At 33.8% G+C, this 17,449-nt stretch carries 12 protein-coding genes and 1 other annotated feature; of the genes, 11 read left to right on the forward strand and 1 reads right to left on the reverse strand.

Annotated elements, in window-relative coordinates; translation table 11 throughout:
• The first annotated feature begins 16 nt into the window (after window positions 1–16).
• The 5 genes from NE544_RS12310 to NE544_RS07400 are packed head-to-tail and all read left to right on the forward strand — an operon-like array spanning window position 17 to window position 8,524.
• Complete coding sequence (locus NE544_RS12310; RefSeq protein ID WP_256268888.1) at window positions 17–4,879, forward strand: SpaA isopeptide-forming pilin-related protein; 4,863 nt, start codon at window positions 17–19, stop codon at window positions 4,877–4,879.
• A complete protein-coding gene (locus NE544_RS07385; protein WP_256268889.1) occupies window positions 4,876–6,357 on the forward strand; it encodes a SpaH/EbpB family LPXTG-anchored major pilin in 1,482 nt (493 codons plus the stop codon). The genes NE544_RS12310 and NE544_RS07385 overlap by 4 nt, the downstream gene beginning before the upstream one ends.
• Before the next feature lie 34 nt (window positions 6,358–6,391).
• Entirely contained in the window at window positions 6,392–7,222 is an 831-nt protein-coding gene (locus NE544_RS07390; protein WP_256268890.1) for a class C sortase, read from the forward strand.
• Complete coding sequence (locus NE544_RS07395; RefSeq protein WP_256268891.1) at window positions 7,203–7,982, forward strand: Cna B-type domain-containing protein; 780 nt, start codon at window positions 7,203–7,205, stop codon at window positions 7,980–7,982. Before NE544_RS07390 ends, NE544_RS07395 begins: the two co-directional genes overlap by 20 nt.
• Window positions 7,964–8,524 (forward strand): sortase, encoded by a 561-nt coding sequence (locus NE544_RS07400; RefSeq protein ID WP_256268892.1) that lies wholly within the window; start codon window positions 7,964–7,966, stop codon window positions 8,522–8,524. The genes NE544_RS07395 and NE544_RS07400 overlap by 19 nt, the downstream gene beginning before the upstream one ends.
• Window positions 8,525–8,551: 27 nt before the next feature.
• On the opposite strand, the gene NE544_RS07405 is transcribed toward NE544_RS07400, so the two are convergent.
• Window positions 8,552–9,049, reverse strand: coding sequence for an ECF transporter S component (locus NE544_RS07405; RefSeq protein WP_256268893.1), 498 nt, complete (start codon window positions 9,047–9,049; stop codon window positions 8,552–8,554).
• Between the two features lie 93 nt (window positions 9,050–9,142).
• Here NE544_RS07405 and NE544_RS07410 point away from each other — a divergent pair, with 93 nt between their 5' ends.
• From NE544_RS07410 to NE544_RS07435, 6 genes are all read left to right on the forward strand, one after another.
• Window positions 9,143–10,423, forward strand: a complete 1,281-nt coding sequence (locus tag NE544_RS07410; RefSeq protein ID WP_256268894.1) for a PLP-dependent aminotransferase family protein — start codon at window positions 9,143–9,145, stop codon at window positions 10,421–10,423.
• Between the two features lie 9 nt (window positions 10,424–10,432).
• Window positions 10,433–10,630 (forward strand) — a binding site (T-box leader).
• Window positions 10,631–10,664: 34 nt separating this feature from the next.
• On the forward strand, window positions 10,665–13,295 hold the full coding sequence (gene alaS / locus NE544_RS07415) for an alanine--tRNA ligase (RefSeq protein ID WP_256268895.1): 2,631 nt from the start codon (window positions 10,665–10,667) through the stop codon (window positions 13,293–13,295).
• 44 nt (window positions 13,296–13,339) lie between these two features.
• Window positions 13,340–13,687 carry a hypothetical protein gene (locus NE544_RS07420; protein ID WP_256268896.1) on the forward strand — a complete coding sequence of 116 codons (348 nt, stop codon included), beginning with the start codon at window positions 13,340–13,342 and terminating at the stop codon, window positions 13,685–13,687.
• 64 nt (window positions 13,688–13,751) lie between these two features.
• On the forward strand, window positions 13,752–14,255 hold the full coding sequence (locus NE544_RS07425; RefSeq protein ID WP_227993440.1) for a transcription termination/antitermination NusG family protein: 504 nt from the start codon (window positions 13,752–13,754) through the stop codon (window positions 14,253–14,255).
• A 79-nt stretch (window positions 14,256–14,334) separates the two neighbouring features.
• Entirely contained in the window at window positions 14,335–15,297 is a 963-nt protein-coding gene (locus NE544_RS07430) for a sugar transferase (protein ID WP_256268897.1), read from the forward strand.
• A 311-nt stretch (window positions 15,298–15,608) separates the two neighbouring features.
• The coding region (locus NE544_RS07435) for an accessory Sec-dependent serine-rich glycoprotein adhesin (protein ID WP_256268898.1) at window positions 15,609–17,449 on the forward strand (1,841 nt) is incomplete at its 3' end.

Genomic DNA, 17,449 nt, shown 5'->3' on the forward strand with positions numbered 1-17,449 from the left:
CGTGGTTGTTTTTTGCGTGGTTTATGCACTAACTCTTCCGGCCATTACTTTAGAGGGTAAGACCATTTGTGGAATGGAAGAACATACTCATACAGAGGAATGTTTTCAAGATGACAAGTTAATTTGTGATAAAGAAGAACATCAACATACTGAAGATTGTTACGAAAAGGAAGAAGAACAGCCTGTAGAAGAAGAGAATACTCAACAGGATACAACAGAACCTAGTGATGATGTAGAAACAGTAGCAGAACCTGAATTAAAAGATGCTGAACAAACTACAGATGAGCAAGAAGAGCCCAAAACGAATTTAGATTTTGTTTTAAATGAACATCCAGATTATATTGAGTCCACCATTTTGTATGTAAAGAATAATGATCAATGGACGGAAATCTCAAATGGAGAAAGTCCGAATAATACGAGTTTAAAGATTTTAGTTAAATTCCAGAAAATTCATACAAAAGAATTTATGGAAAAGCGTAATTGTAAATTTACTTATAATCTTCCAAATTTTTTAAGTTTTGTAGGTATAACTGCTCCAATGATGGATAAAGACACAAATGAAAAAATTGGTGAAATCAATGCCTATAATGGTAAAGTTGTTGTCACTTATTTTAAAGATTATTTACAAAAATTATTAGATGGATCTGGAGCGGAAACGAGTACGTTTTCTGGTGAATTTTATGTAGAAGGAAAGATTGATTTAAGTAGCTTAGATCCTAATGGTCAATTAGATACTAATATAAATGGTATTAAATTGAATTATGGAACGGATTTTTTAGAACGATTTGGTGATATAAGTGTAAATAAGATTTGTAGTAAAGATGGAGAAGATAAAAATGATGATTATATTAAATATTCCATTACAGTTACTGCAGGCTCAAATGGTGCTAAAAATATAATTGTTGTTGATAGATTTACTCAAAGTAAAGATTTAGTGTCATATATTGGAATTGATAAAACTGAAACTATACTTAAAGATAATGCGGTTAAACCGAATCCTTTTGAAACAATTGAAAATAATACAAGCTTTGTACATGGAAAAGTATATTTGGGTGTTGAGACTAGTGATGAGGTAAATCCTATACCTGAAGCAAATGCAGCTGAAAAACTAAATCCTGGAAGTTTAGTTTGGAATATTGGTAATATGGCTCCTAATGAAAAGCGTGTCCTTACATATTATGTTAAGTTGGCAGATAATAAAGCTTTAAACGGAAATACAATTACGAACGAAGCTCATGTTTATTCTAAAACGAATCAAAATAATGTTTATGATAGGGATAATAGCACGGCAAATTTTGTTCCACAAATTAATTACAGTGATTTGATGAAAAAAAGTGTAGATGGAGATATAAAAAAGGATGCGAATGGTAATTATTTGATTCCTTACAAACTAGAATTTGGATTACATAAAGATGGAAGTAATTATTCACTGAAGAATTTTGAACTTTTTGATGATTTGAATTATGCGGGAGATAATATTAAAACAGACAGTAGAGCATTAGAATATATTTCATATAATAAAGATTCAGTAAAGTTTTACAAAAAAGGAGATGGGAAACAAGATTTTGAAGAAATTAAAGATATTCAGATTTTGTGGTCATTAAATCAGGGTGAGTATAAAAAAATTTGGACAGATTCAGATGGAAATCCAACAAGATTTAAATTAACTGGCAAAACGGATAAGCCGATTACAATAAACCCTGGAGATTCTTTATATGTGACATACACTTTAACTGTAAAACCAGAGGCTTTTGCGGCTATTAAATCTGGGACATTAGATGTAAAAAATCGTTATTTGTTTTCTGCTTCAAATGCAGGCAAGAATTTTAATGATGCGGTTGATCGTGTTTACAATGTACAAACTTTAAATGAATACTCATGGAGTGAAAAGCGTGTCGGTGAAAAAACAAATGATGAAAAAACAATAACGATTTCTAATGGAGAAGGAAAATATTTGATTGAGAATGGTCACATTAAACAAGATTCATCAACAGATAATTCTTTTGTCGTGCCTAAAGGTAGTTATGAGTATACAGTTGATGTAAATAAAACTAAAAATGAGTTTGATGTAAAAAGTATTCAAATGAAGGATAATTTAAATACAGATAAGATGGTGTATGTGGGGTATGCCAAAGTTGAAAGCATGAAATATGATTCTACGAAAGATATTTATCAAACAGAGGAAACAAAATGGGTTAAAATTGATTCCTTACATGAGTTTAGCCTAATACCTTCTGATATGGATTGGAAGAACGGAAAGAATGCGTATAGATTTACATATTATGTAGCTCAATCAAAAACTGCTTCTTTTACGGAATTGAATTTGAAGAATACATTTATATTAAGTGGAAAAGTAAATCGAAATGGAACAGATATTGATATATCGGATATTGTATCGAATTCTAAAGAAGTAATTGTTTCTGGTAATTATAGTATGAATGTACATAAAAAAGCTTGGGATTATGTTAGGGCAGAAAAGGATGCAACTTCTTGGGTAAATGGTAAGTTATATTGGCTAATTGAAGTGAAGGGTACATCTATACCAAAAGGAACTGTATTTCAAGATTGTATATCTATAGATAAAGATTTGATAACTTCATATCTACATTCTGATTCTTTAGTTGGAGTTTATCAGGGTGTGATCCCTGATGAAATCAATAGCAATGATCTAACGGGTTTATTGAATAATAAAACATTAAAAGAATTAGATAAAAACTTATTTGAACAAAGTATGGGAAGTAGTAAGAATTTTTCTGGTGAAGATAGATACAGTGAATTAACACTGAAATCAACTCAAGATATAACTTTAGGAAATGACAATAATCTTTATTTTGTGGTTACAAGTGAACCAGAGAGTTTACCAACTAAATATCGTGAAACATATGTTTTTAAAAATAGTATAAAAACTAGTGATGATGGAGTAAATTTTATTGAAAGGGGTAATGCTACAAAGGATCTTTGTGGTGGTAAAAACATTTTAAAAGAATTAGGCCAAACATTTACTTATGATGGTCAAAACATTAAAAGTAATATGGATGGTACGGATAAGAATACGGTTGGGGGACCAAAAACTAGAATAGTAAAAGATGAATTAAAAGAAACAGGTGCTGGTTTATATGCGTCATGGGCCTTTAAAGTAAATTATTCAGGAGACTTATCTGGAAGTTATCGTGTATTAGAACAGATTCCAGATGGTATGCAGTTGGCATATATACGTATCAAATGGATTGGTGAAGGACAGAAAAATAATGGATCAATACAATCGAAGATTATAGAGAATCTTGGTGAAGGATGGACTTCAAAAAGTATTACTGCAGATGATGATGATAATGAGTCTAGGAAAACAATCTATTACGTAAAAGGAAATCAAGCTTTAATTGAATTAGGTGATTTTTATGCAGGAAAGGTTACTGATAAATATTCAGTAGATGTTCAGGTTGTTTGTAAAGTAACGGACCCGAAAGTATTGCTTGGATCAGAAGAGGTGAAATTCACAAATAATGTTATTCTTCAAAATGCAGATGGTACAAAGAATATAGATAGTGCGTATTCTAATGTAACTTTGTCAATGAAGAATATAACGAAGAGCCAGGTACAAAATGGACAAAAAATTAATTATACAATTGAAACAAATTCATTAAATCAAGATTTACCATCAAATGGTGCAGATAATAAGCTAAAATTAGTGGATGAATTGGGAAGTAATTTAATTTTAGATTTGGATACAATTAAAGTAAAAGATACTCAAGGTCAACAAGTAGATGCACGTGTATCTTATGAAAATAATAAATTAGAAATAGAAATTCCTAAGGATAAAAAATTAAAAATTACATATACGGCAACGGTAAATGCTGCGCCTGGAGAAAAAGTCAGTGTTACGAATACAGCTTATTGGAAGGGATATAGTTCTTCGAGGGGTGAGACTGTAAAAATTGAAAACTTTACTTATGACGCAGGTGGTAGCACACAAAGTTCAAATAGCCCTCAATTAAAAATAATTAAACGAGATGCGAGCAATATTAACTTGCGATTGCAAGGAGCAGTTTTTAAAGTTGCGAAATGTGAACTAAAAAATGACGAAATTGTTGAAGTTCAAACAGACAAAACATGGTCAGAAACTACAAATGATCAAGGTGAAATCACCTTTGGATCTAGTGCACAATGGGTATTGGACTATAACACAATATATAAAGTGACAGAAGAAAGTGCCCCTAATGGTTACATAAAGGATGATACTGTACGTTATATTATGTGTATCAAAAAAGAAAATGGAACATATTCAGACTATGTAAATCAATGTTTGAAAAGAGATGACATTATAAAGTGTAATAGTACAGCGGATTTTAAGCTTGATTTAACAAACCAAAAGAAGGGTATTGTTATTAAAAAGAATTTCATTAACGATGCAGCAGGAAATTCAAAAAAATCGGTGAGTGGAACTTATAGATTTGGTTTGTATGATAATACAGATTTAAAGAATCCAGTAGATATTGTTTCTATAGAATTTGGTCCTTCTGATCAAGAAGAAAAAGAAGCCAAATTTGTGAATCTGGATTTAAACAAAACATATTACGTTTATGAACTAGATGATGCAAATAAACCGATTGTTGATTCTTCAAAAGAAGTAACAATAAATAAATTGCAGTATACAGTAGATTATAAAGGAGAAGGTGAATCTACAAATGCTGCGATAAACGGGCAAACGGTGACTGTTACAAATAGAAGCCGTACTAAAATACTGCCTTCCACAGGTGGGTATGGATCCCTGATTTACAGGATATCAGGTACGATGTTGGTTTTAGCAAGCTTGATAGTTCTGACAAATATAAATAAAAAGAATCATTTAAATGACAAATCAAAGAATAGGAGAAAGAAATGAAACTAATTAAGAAAATTGCTGCCATTATGTTTGCGCTCATGATGGTAGTATCAATGAGTAGTAATGTAAAAGCTGATGAAGGAACTACAGTAACAACAGAAAAAGGAATAATTACAATAAATAACGCTGTTAATGGACAAACTTATACTATTTATAAGCTTTTAGATTTAGAAAGTTATGAACCAAAGAAAAATGAACAGGGTGAAGAAATAGGTAATTATTCATATAAACCAAATACGGATTGGAATGACTTTATCAGTGAAGCAGCAGATTCTGCTAATATTAAATATTTTGATATTAACAAAAATGGATATGTAACTTGGAACGGGGCTATAACTGATAGTCGAAAAGCAGAATTTGCACAAAAAGCGTTAGCTTATGCAACTACAAATAACATTGGTAACAAGGGTACAGCAACAGCTTCTAATAACACAGTAACTTTTGATAATTTAGATTTAGGTTATTACTTGGTAGATTCTAGTGTGGGAGCACTTTGTGGTTTAAATACTACAAATTCAACTGCGACAATTGAAGAAAAGAATGGTGTACCTTCAGTTGAAAAAAAGATTGTTCAAAATAATACAGATGTGGAGAGTAATTTTGCAAATATCGGAGAAACTATTAATTTTAAGACTACTATTACTGCACAAAAAGGTGCGCAATCTTATGTTTTACACGATACAATGGAAAAAGGTTTTACTTTCAATAAGGATGTTAAAGTAAAGGTAAGTGGTCAAACTAATTATTTAAATTCAACAACAGATTATGAAGTAGTCGAAAATGCGGAAGATAAATGTACGTTTGATATTAAATTTAAAGAAGAATTCTTAAAGACAATTAATGACACTACTAAGATTGAAGTTACATATTCAGCTACTTTAAATGGTGATGCAGAAATTCATGACAACAATGACAATACTACCCATTTAACTTATGGTGAAAAAAATAATACGACAACTAGTACAACGCATACAATAACTTATGGAATTAATGTTTTAAAATACACAGGTGATACAACTAATACTTTAGCAAACGCAAAATTCAGTCTTTATGATGCAGAAACAAATGGAAATACATATAAATTAGTACAGAAAACAGGTACTACAAATTATCGATTGGCTATGACTGACGAAGCTGGGATTACAGAAATCACAACAACTAATACAGGAATGTTTAGTATCCAAGGTCTTAAACCAGGTACTTATTGGTTAGAAGAAACGGCTGCACCAAAAGGATACAATAAATTGGCAAAGAGAATTAAAGTTGAAATCAATAATGGTGGAAACTTAATCGTTGATAATAATGATAGAGGTGAAAATAATTTACCAATTAATCAAGTAAATGTAGAAAACAAAACAGGAACAGTACTACCAAGTACAGGTGGTGCTGGTACTACAATGATCTACTTGATTGGTGGAGCATTAGTATTGGGTTCAGGTGTTGTATTAGTTACTAAAAGAAGAGTAAAGGGTAAATAATTGATTTTCGATTGATGATAGGGAGAGGTGTAAGATGAAGAAACATATTTCAACTATAATTGCGATACTTGTTTTTATTGCGGGCCTTTCCTTATTGTTGTATCCAACGGTGAGTAATTATTGGAATTCTAAACATCAAACGGCTGTTGTTGCTAATTATTCTGAAAAGATAGAGAAGATGGATGACAAGGATAGGCAGGCTGCGATAGATTCGGCTATTTCCTATAATACTGGGTTGGTTTCTAATAGTGGTCGTTTTACTCCTAGTGATTCAGAACTTAGCTTATATAAAAGTCTATTAAATGCGGATGGTACGGGTATGATGGGATATATCACGATACCTGAGATTCATTGTAAGTTGGCTATTTATCATAGTGTGGATGATTCTGTTTTACAGGTGGGTGTTGGTCATTTAGAGGGTTCTTCGCTTCCTGTTGGTGGTAGTAGTACGCATTGTGTTATTTCTGGTCATAGAGGGCTTCCGAGTGCTCGTTTATTTACGGATATTGATCGTCTTGAAAAGGGGGATTTATTTTATCTGCATGTGTATGGCAAGGTTTTGGCGTATGAGGTGGATAAGATTTCGGTTGTAGAGCCTGAGGATTATGGTCCTTTAGAGATTGAAGAAGGTAAAGATCTTTGTACGTTACTTACGTGTACGCCGTATGGTATTAATACGCAGCGCTTGATGGTTCGTGGTCATCGTGTGGTGGATAGTTTGTATGATGAATCAAATATTACTTCAGATGCAGCTCGAGTGGATACTTTAGTGGTGGCTTCTTGTGTTGGTGTTGTATTCTTGTTGGTTGGTATTATTGTTTCGAAGATATGGAGGTTAAAAGGACATGAAAAAAATAATTCGTAGTGTATTGTGTATATTTCTTTTTGTTCTTGTATGTACTCCTGTTTTCGCAAGTGATTATTCGAGTTTAACAGTGACTTGTCCAGCTTCAGATATCGATGTTCGCTTATATCGTGTGGCGGATGCGGATTATAATTTGATGGGTGCTTTTAAATCCTATTCAGTTTCAAAGGATTGGAATATTCTTGGCGATTATATTGATCGCGACAATATTGAATGTGATGATGAAGTGATGTCAGATTCAGATGGTAAGGCTTTATTTTCTCATTTATCGAAAGGTGTTTATTTAGTGAAGGCTTTAGATAATGCGGATTACACAATGTCGGTTTCTGTTGTTTATGTGGATAAAGATTGTGATGTTGAATTAAAGTATGAGCCTAGAGTTGAAACGACTTCTTTGCGTGTTCAAAAAGTATGGAAGGATGACGACAAGAAGAATCGTCCAAGTTTTATTGGTGTCGATTTACTTGGGGATGGTAAAGTCGTAGATCATCAGGTATTAAGTGAAGAAAATCATTGGACATATGCTTGGAATGATTTGTCGGGTGATATGAGGTGGAGTTGTGTTGAGACAAGTGTTCCTTCTGGGTATAGTGTGAGTTCTTATCGAGAAGGGAATCATATTGTGTTAAAGAATAGTTTGAATAAGGTTGTGGATTCTAAGAAATCAGAATCAAAACTTCCTTTGACGGGTCAATTATGGTGGCCTGTACCCGTATTATTGTTTGTGGGACTTGGTTGTATATGCATAAGCAAGTTCTAAAGCATATTGGCTGTATCTGTATTGTACTGGCCCTGGGACTCACTTTGTTTAATGTGTATGATACGTTTCGGGCTAGAAAGAGTGAAGAAAAGGTATTGGCTGCCTATAATTTGAAGAATGATTTGGATCATGATGTTATTCTAGATCCAGATATGGATATGCCTGAAGTAGAACTGGATGGTTTATCTTGTATTGGAACGATTGAGATTCCTTCTTTGGACATTAAGCTTCCGGTTACGAGTGAGTTTACGTATGATTGGATGAAATTGGCGCCTTGTCGATATTCGGGTAGTGTATATAAGGGGAATATGGTGATTGCGGCGCATAATTCTTGGTTTCATTTTGGAAGAATCCATAGTTTAGATCCGGGTAGTCAGGTCGTATTCACGGATGCACTTGGAAATCAGTTTGAATATCGTGTTGTTTTAATTGAAACTTTAACGCCGGATAGTGTTGAGGATATGACTTCTTCGGATTATCCTTTGACTTTATTTACGTGTACTTTGGATGCGAAAAATAGAGTAACAGTTCGATGTAAATAAAAAGAGAAATCGATTTTGATTTCTCTTTTAGCTTAATTTATCTTGTACGATTTTCTTTACCATTGGATAGGCAATAAGTGCAATCACAATACCTGCAGCTCCTTGGACTACGTTGGCTGGAATTTCGCTTGCGGCTACGATCCAGCTTCCTTTTAATATGTATTTAGCAATGAAGTATCCAAATACCATAATGACAGATCCCAATACGTAGCTTGTGATTTGTTTCGGTTTAGAGTAGTTTTTCATAAGTAGGGATACTACGATTCCTTCTAGTCCTTTGATGATTAGGGTAAAGAAGAAGTAGTGTCCGTATCCTCCGGCTACATCGGCTAGTGCGCTTCCTAAGCCTCCAATCAAGAAGCTTTCAAATGGATTTAAAAAGCTTGCGAATAATAGGATGAATCCGTCTCCTAGATTGAAGTATCCGTCTAATGCGTTTGGTACTTTGATGAACATGGTTGCGACAAATACAAGTGCCATACCTAGTCCTGTTAGTACGATTTCGTATGTTTGTTTATTTTTCATAATCTTTCCTTCTTTCTGTAACTTAGTGACTATTATACTTGTTTCTGTATATAAAAAAATATACAATTATAAAAAATAAATAGGGGACAGTTGATGAAAAAGTATCAGGTAATTTATGAGATGTATAAGGAATCGATTCTTTCTGGGATCTTAAAGTATGGGGATCGTGTGGATTCGATTCGTGAATGTGTAAAGAAGATGAATGTATCTAAGACAACGGTTGAAAATGCATATAATAAGTTGGTGTTGGATGGATTTATTTCGAGTCAAGAAAAAGTGGGGTATGTGGTGAGTATGAATCCGGAGCGTATCTTACTGCATCAGGAAATTTTGGATTATTCTTCGAGTCATAAAGAAAAATCGTATGATTATGATTTTCGGATTCAGTCGGTTTCTTTTGATTCGTTTGAAACGACGATTTGGAAACGATATATGAAGTCGGTATTGAATGATAAGCGTTTGATGTCAAGTTATGGTCTAGCGCAGGGTGAGTATGGATTAAGACAGGCTCTATGTAAGTATGTGTATCAGAACCGGAATATTTTGTGTTTTCCTGAACAGATGGTGATTGGTTCAAACTATCAGTCTTTGTTGTATATATTTTGTGGGATGTTGGATAAGTCAAAGGTGATTGGTTTAAGTACATTAGTGGATGATCAGGCTAAGCAGGTATTTTTGTCGTATGGTTTTCATGTGGAATATTTGAATCCAAATTCTTTTGTGAGGGATATTAAAAGATTGAATGTGGATGTTGTCTATGTGAATACGACTTGTTTTACGTCGGATAGGCAATCTATGAGTGAAAGAGTTCGTGAGGAATTGGTTTCTTTAGAGAATGTTTTGATTCTTGAGGATGATTATAATGGGGAGCTAGTGTATGCTTCTAAAATCAAGACTTCGTTGTGTTCGAAAAGTAAGAATGTGATTTATTTTTCTTCGTTTTCAAGACTATTATTACCGAGTCTTCGTATTGGGTATATGATTTTAAATGAGGAGTATATGCGTAAGTATAGTGCTTCTTATTTTGGTCCAACGACGAGTAAAATTGAGCAGGTGGCTTTTACGCAGTATATTGTGGATGGGTATTTGCAGAAGCATTTAAGAAAGCTTGTTCGTGAGTATAAGGAGAAGCATTTGTATTTAAAGCAATTGATTGATACGTATATGAGTTGTTCGTATATTTTGGATGAGACATATATGGCGTATTGGTTAAATTTAGATGTGGATGTATCACGTTTTAGGAATTTGTGTGAATCGAATAGTGTCGCTATTAGTATTTTAAATGGGCGTATTGGATTGTCTTTTGCGAGTATGAGTAAAGAATTGATGCTAGATGGTGTGATACGTCTTGCAGAAATATGGAAAGAGTGTTAAAATTTTATCGATTCGACAGTGAAGAAGATAAGTAGGATTAAAAGTTCTTGTGTATAGAGAGAGGGCGTTTGGTGAAAGCTCTTCGAGTCTTTTAGTTTGAAGCTACTTTGGAGTTGAAACGTAGTCGGCGTTAACGAGTGAATTGAGGGCATTTTTCGATTTTGAAAAATGAACTAGGATGGTACCGCGTAATTATACGTTCCTAGAAATAGGAGCGTTTTTTTATTGGAGGAAAGAAAAGATGAAACAATTAACTGGTAATCAGATTCGTCAGATGTTCTTGGATTATTTTAAATCTAAAGGGCATATGATTGAGCCGGGCGCAAGTTTGATTCCGCACAATGACCCAACATTATTATGGATCAATGCGGGTGTTGCGGCTTTGAAGAAATATTTTGATGGTAGTGAAAAACCGGCTTCAAATCGTATTGCGAATGCGCAGAAATCAATTCGTACAAATGATATTGAAAATGTAGGTCGTACGGCTCGTCACCACACATTCTTTGAAATGTTAGGAAACTTCTCAATTGGAGATTATTTCAAGGATGAGGCCATTCAGTTTGCGTGGGAATTTTTAACAAGCGAAGAATGGATGGGTATTGATAAGGACAGATTGTATGTGTCTGTATATACAGATGATGCGCGTGCTTATGAAGTATGGACTACAATTTGTGGTGTAGACCCTAGTCATATTTTAAAGACAGATGATAACTTCTGGGAAATTGGTAAGGGACCTGGTGGACCTGACAGTGAAATTTTCTTTGATCGTGGAGAAAAATATGATCCTGAGGGATTGGGAGAAAAATTATTCTTTGATGAAATGGAAAATGATCGTTATGTAGAAGTATGGAATGTCGTATTCTCTCAATATGATTGTGATCCAAGTATTGATCGTAAAGATTATAAGGAACTTCCTCAGAAGAACATTGATACAGGTATGGGTCTTGAGCGTTTGGTTGCCTTAGTTCAGGATGGAGAAACAAACTTCGATACAGATTTATTCTTGCCTATTATTCGTGCAACAGAAGCTATGGCGAAACATCCTTATGAAGGTGAATATAAGATGGCTTACCGTGTTATTGCGGACCATGTTCGTACAGTGACTTTTGCGTTGAGTGATGGTGCTAACTTCTCAAATAGTGGTCGTGGATATGTACTTCGTCGTGTCCTTCGTCGTGCAGTTCGTTATGGTTTAAAATTAGGCTTGGATGAACCATTCTTATATAAACTAGTTCCTGTTGTTGCAGATTTAATGGAGGATTTCTATCCATACTTGCAGGAGCATGTTGCGTTCAACCAGAAGTTGATTAAGGTGGAAGAAGAAACTTTCAAGAAGACTTTAAAGGTTGGTCAGGCATTACTAGATGAAGAAATCAGCAAGGCTAAAGATGGAAAGTTGAGTGGTGAAGTTGTCTTTAAATTGTATGATACATATGGATTCCCATTTGAATTGACACAAGAAATTGCTGAGGAAAGTGGAATTAGTGTAAGTCATGATGAGTTTGATGCAGAGATGAACAAACAAAAAGAGCGTGCTCGTAATGCGCGTAATGTAAAGGATTCTTTTGCGTCTCAAAATGAAGAGTTGATGAACTTCAATGAACCTAGTGAATTTATTGGTTATGATCACTTAACTTGTGATGGTAAGATCATTGCGTTATTTAATGCTGAGGGTAAAATGGTTGATTCATTAGAAGATGAAGGTATGATCATTTTAGATGAGACTTGTTTCTATGCAGAAAGTGGTGGACAGGTTGCCGATAAGGGAACATTTACGGCTGATGGTGTAGAAGTTGAGGTATTAGATGTTCAAAAGACTCGTAATAAACAGCATATTCATACAGTTAAAATCAATAGTGGTGTATTAGAAAAGGGTATGTCTTTACATGGTGAAGTAAATGTCAAAGATCGTTTGGCAACTACCGCAAACCACTCTTGTACACACTTGTTGCAGGCTGCTTTAGTTAAGGTATTGGGTGATCATATTCACCAGGCTGGTTCTTATAATTGTCCTGAATATTTGCGTTTTGACTTCAATCACTATGAAAAGGTTACGGCTGAACAATTGGCTGAAGTAGAACGTATTGTGAATGAATATATTAGTGCGGCTTATCCAGTAACGAAAGAAGTTATGCCTATTGAAGAGGCTAAAAAATCTGGTGCCACTGCATTATTTGATGAGAAGTATGGAGATACAGTTCGTGTTGTAACAATGGGTGATGTATCTAAGGAATTCTGTGCTGGATGTCATGTAGAAAATACGGCTCAGATTGGTCTATGCAAGATCATTAGTGAGGAAAGTATTGGTTCAGATTCTCGTCGTATTACAGCGAAGACTAAATTTGCGGCTTACCAAGATTTTGCGTCTGAACATGCAATGTTAGAAAATATTGCGGATAGTGCTAAACAAAAGGGTATTAAGAATATTGATACAAAGGTTGAGGCTGCTTATAAGACTATGCACGATATGCAAAAGGAAATCGATAACTTGAAAAACCAAATCTTTACATTGAAATCTAAAGAGTGGGCTACAGAGGCTAAAGATTTTGGAAAAGTCAATGTATTGATTAAATCCGTTTCTGGAATGGATGCAGGTGCATTGAAGGATATTGTTTCTAACTTAAAGGCTAGTGATGACAAGATGGTTGTATTCTTCGTTAACACAAATGGAGAAAAGGTTGTCTTTGTATCTGGTGCAGGTAAAGAGGCTGTTAAGGCTGGTGTACATGCGGGTCAATTGGTTAAGAAAGCAGCTCAAATTTGTTCTGGTAATGGTGGTGGAAAGCCAGATATGGCTCAAGCCGGTGGTAAGGATGCTTCTAAGGTTGATGAAGCTATCCGTGCTATTACAGAAGAATTGAAAAGTTTATAGTAGATATTAGGGTATACTTAGTGTGTACCCTTATTTTTTGGTGTATGAAAAAGAAGAGTAAATATAGAGTCCGTATGGATGAATTAAAGAGATTTAAAAAAAAGCATAAGCTCACAAAGAAAGAGAAAGAGCGAGTTGAAATGTGGGTGGAATCTGGTCATAGTGCGTATGATACGCGTTGGTGGGATGAGTTGGAGCAGGAAGAAGCGCTTGATGAACTACTGCGTGGTTTGACAGACAAACAAAAGGAGTATGTATATAGTTATTGTATGAATTGGAATCTTGAATTGGATGATGCTTATTTTGATTATGAAAAATTTGAAGAATTAGATTTAGAGAATTTACCGACTTTTGAAGAAGAGGAAGAACCAGAAATCGATTTACCGTTCTAATCGATTTGACATAGCTAACTAACCACTTTATACTTTTAGTATATGCGATGAAAGGGTTTTATATATGAATTTGGATGAACATTGGTATGTATTATTGACCATACGTTCTAAGGAAGAGGAAGTATGTAAATACTTGAATGAAAACGAGGGTATTTTTGCGTTTAGTCCTAAGATGGAATTTTATCATAGGGTTTCTAAACAGATTCAATTGCGAACTTTATTCGGTGGCTATGTATTTGTGGTGAGTAAATTGTCACAGGTAGAAGTGGATCGTATTTTTAGAAAGTTTCCTTTGGAGAGTGTTTTTATTCATGAATTAAAATATAAAGAGGATATTTCTGCATTAACAGATGAAGAGATTCGTATTCTTACGATGTTGATGGATGAAAAAAAGATTCTTCGTATGTCTTATGGTGTTTTACTCAATAATAAGATTCATGTGACAAGAGGTCCGTTAGTAAATATGGATGATTATATTATTAAGTATGATAAGCATAATCGTTTAGCTACATTGAATTTGAATTTCTTGAATCAGATCTGGAAAGTGGGGGTCACCTTAATTGAATAGTGTGATAAAATGGATGTGTTGAGGACATGTCCATTTTTTATGTATTTAGAGACATGGTTTATGTAAGGATGGGATGAAGTTGAAAGTACATGTAACAAATGTTACAAATCAGGTATATTGGAGTGTTGCGAAAATGGCTCAAAATGAAGTGGTGAAAATATTAAGTCCATTGGATGCAGTAGAACTTCCAATATATTTATATGATAGTTCAAAGGAGCCTTGGAATGAAATGAGTGCTCGTTTTGATGGATTGATTTCTGGAATCACAGAAGGGGATATTGTCATTTTTCAGTTTCCCACGTGGAATGCGATGGAATGGGATGATTCATTAATTGATCGAATGAAATTATATCGAGCTAAAATTATTTTGTTTATTCATGATATTGTGCCACTTCAGTTTGAATCCAATTATTATTTGATGGATAAGTTTGTGAATATATGTAATAAGTGTGATGTTTTAGTTGTTCCTTCAGAAAAAATGTATAAGTGTCTAGTGGAACATGGTGTTAAGAATGAGAAATATGTAATTCAAAAGATGTGGGATTTTAAAAATGATATTCGTCTACATGATCCTAAATTTGAAAGAAAACTATATTTTACGGGAGAAGCGTCTAGATTTCCTTTTGTGAAGAATTGGCATCAAGAAACACCTTTATATGTGCTTGGAAAAGAGGATATTACGGATTCTACAAATGTTAATTTTGGTGGTTGGTTAAATAAATATGAATTATTATTACAACTATCTAAAGGTGGTTTTGGCCTTGTTTGGGGAAATTCAGAAAATCCTGAGGATGAAAGGGATTATTACAAGATGAATTGTTCATATAAGTTGGCTTCTTATTTGTCTGCAGGTATACCGGTTATAATTCCAAATTATTTATCCAATGCAGATTTCATTAAAGAAAAAGGGATAGGATTTGTGGTATCAAGTTTAGAAGAAGCTAGTCAAGTTGTTCAGAGTTGTTCTGAAGAAGAGTATAATCGAAAGGTTTCTAATTTAAAACAAGTACAATATTTAATCAACAAATGGCTATTTCACTAAGAAATTGTTTGTTGATGCGATTATGAAATTAGAGTGATTAGTTACTAAGATTATAACTATAGTTATAAAAGTGGTTATATAATTTAAGAGCATGTTTACAAAGGTGATTTTGCATATTAACATTTGTGTATTTAATGTTAAAAAATGGTTAGAAATCAATTATTTTACTTGAATAAATCAAGCATTCCGTTTACTATTAAACCTAGTAAGGGAAGAGTGCATTCTTTTTGTGTACTCTGCTTGATTTTTTTGTTTTTTAATTTGAAGGGCTTCGTATAAATTAAAAAGTTTAAGGGAAGGAATGAGTGTATATGTCGAAAAAGAAAAATGTTAGAAGAAAAAAATCGAACAATCTTTTAAAGGGTGTAGCTGCTGCTGGTGCTGTTGTAGGTGGAGGAACCATCTTTGCGGGTAACAATGCGGTTTATGCTGCTGAATTAGATAATGAGTCACAAGTTAGTGACCTTAGTGAATCTCAAGCTTCTACATCTTCATATATGTCTGAATCATTGTCTCAAAGTGATTCGACTGTTGAAGATTACACAAGTATTGAAAATAGTACAAATGCGTCTGTGCTAGCAAGTGCATCTGATTCTACGGTTGAATCAGAAAATAATTCAATTGTTGAAAGCAATTCAACTTCTGATTCTGTGAGTCTTAGTGAATCTCAATTAACGAGTACTTCAGAAAGTGAATCTACTTCTGTATCTGTTAGTGATAGTGAATCATTAGTAAATTCTGAAGCAGTAAAAAATGATGAGGTTTCATCAAATAAATTTGGAAATATAATTACTGGTCTATTCACTGGTGATAAAAAAGTTTCGGCTGCAAATTATACGACGAATACTGTTGGAAATTCTACTATGCCTATTGCAGGAAGTGAAAGTGATGATCCTGAAACAAGTATGAGTAAATATTTCAGTGAATCAACAGCTCGTTCTGAATCTTTAACTACAACATATGGAAGTGATTTAGCGGGTGCAGTATTAAGTGATAAAGCTTATGTTGTGAAGAGTAATGATCATTTAATCAAAGAAGGTGTTTTAGTTCAGAAGGGTGATAAATACATATATACATACATTACTAGTAATAACGAAACAAAGATGATTGAACTTACTGGGAAAAATGTAAAGACAGATTCAGGAAATGTAAAAATAAACTGGGATGGTTATTATATTCAGAGTGATGGTACTATCGAACCTACACATTCATTTACAGATTACAATGAAACATCAGGAAATAAAGTGTTCATGAATGTACAAGGTAAAGAAGTATATGTAGTTAGACAAGAGATAGATGGTAAAGAATATTGGGTTCCAGTAAAAGTCAATGGTAATTATGTTGAAGTACAAAATAATGGAGATAAAACATATCATGAGAAGTATACAACATTTCCTAAATATCCGAAGTATGTTCAAATAAAAATTGGAGGAAATAAATATTATTTGGATGGTGTTGAAGTTAAAGATAATATATTATATGCTTTGAGCTGGGATCATTGGAAAAATGATTATAATTTATTATATAATCGTGATATATTTACTGATGTTACATTTGATAAATCATTTGCAAAGCGTGCAATTGAAAATATGAATGTTAGTAAAACTTCATATTCAAAAACAAACTCAGAAGTTTTAAGCGTATCTAATTCATATTCAAATTCTAAATCAACATCATTGAGCGTATCTACATCATCAAGCTTAAGTGCTGTAGCAAGTAATTCAGCTAGTCAATCGGCGAGTACATCAGCATCAATCAGTGCAAGTCAATCAGCATCAGCATCTGCATCTGCTTCAGAAAGTGCTTCAATATCAGCAAGTCAAAGTGCTTCAACAAGCGCAATCCAATCAGCAAGTGCATCAGTGAGTGCTAGTCAATCAGCAAGTACATCAGCATCAATCAGTGCAAGTCAGTCAGCGTCAGCATCTGCATCTGCTTCAGAAAGTGCTTCAATATCAGCAAGTCAAAGTGCTTCAACAAGCGCAATCCAATCAGCAAGTGCATCAGTGAGTGCTAGTCAATCAGCAAGTACATCAGCATCAATCAGTGCAAGTCAATCAGCATCAGCATCTGCATCTGCTTCAGAAAGTGCTTCAATATCAGCAAGCCAGAGTGCTTCAACAAGCGTAAGCCAGTCAGTAAGCTCATCATT

It is taken from the genome of Holdemanella sp. MSK.7.32 (genome assembly GCF_024460475.1).
Classification (GTDB): Bacteria; Bacillota_I; Bacilli_A; order Erysipelotrichales; family Erysipelotrichaceae; genus Holdemanella.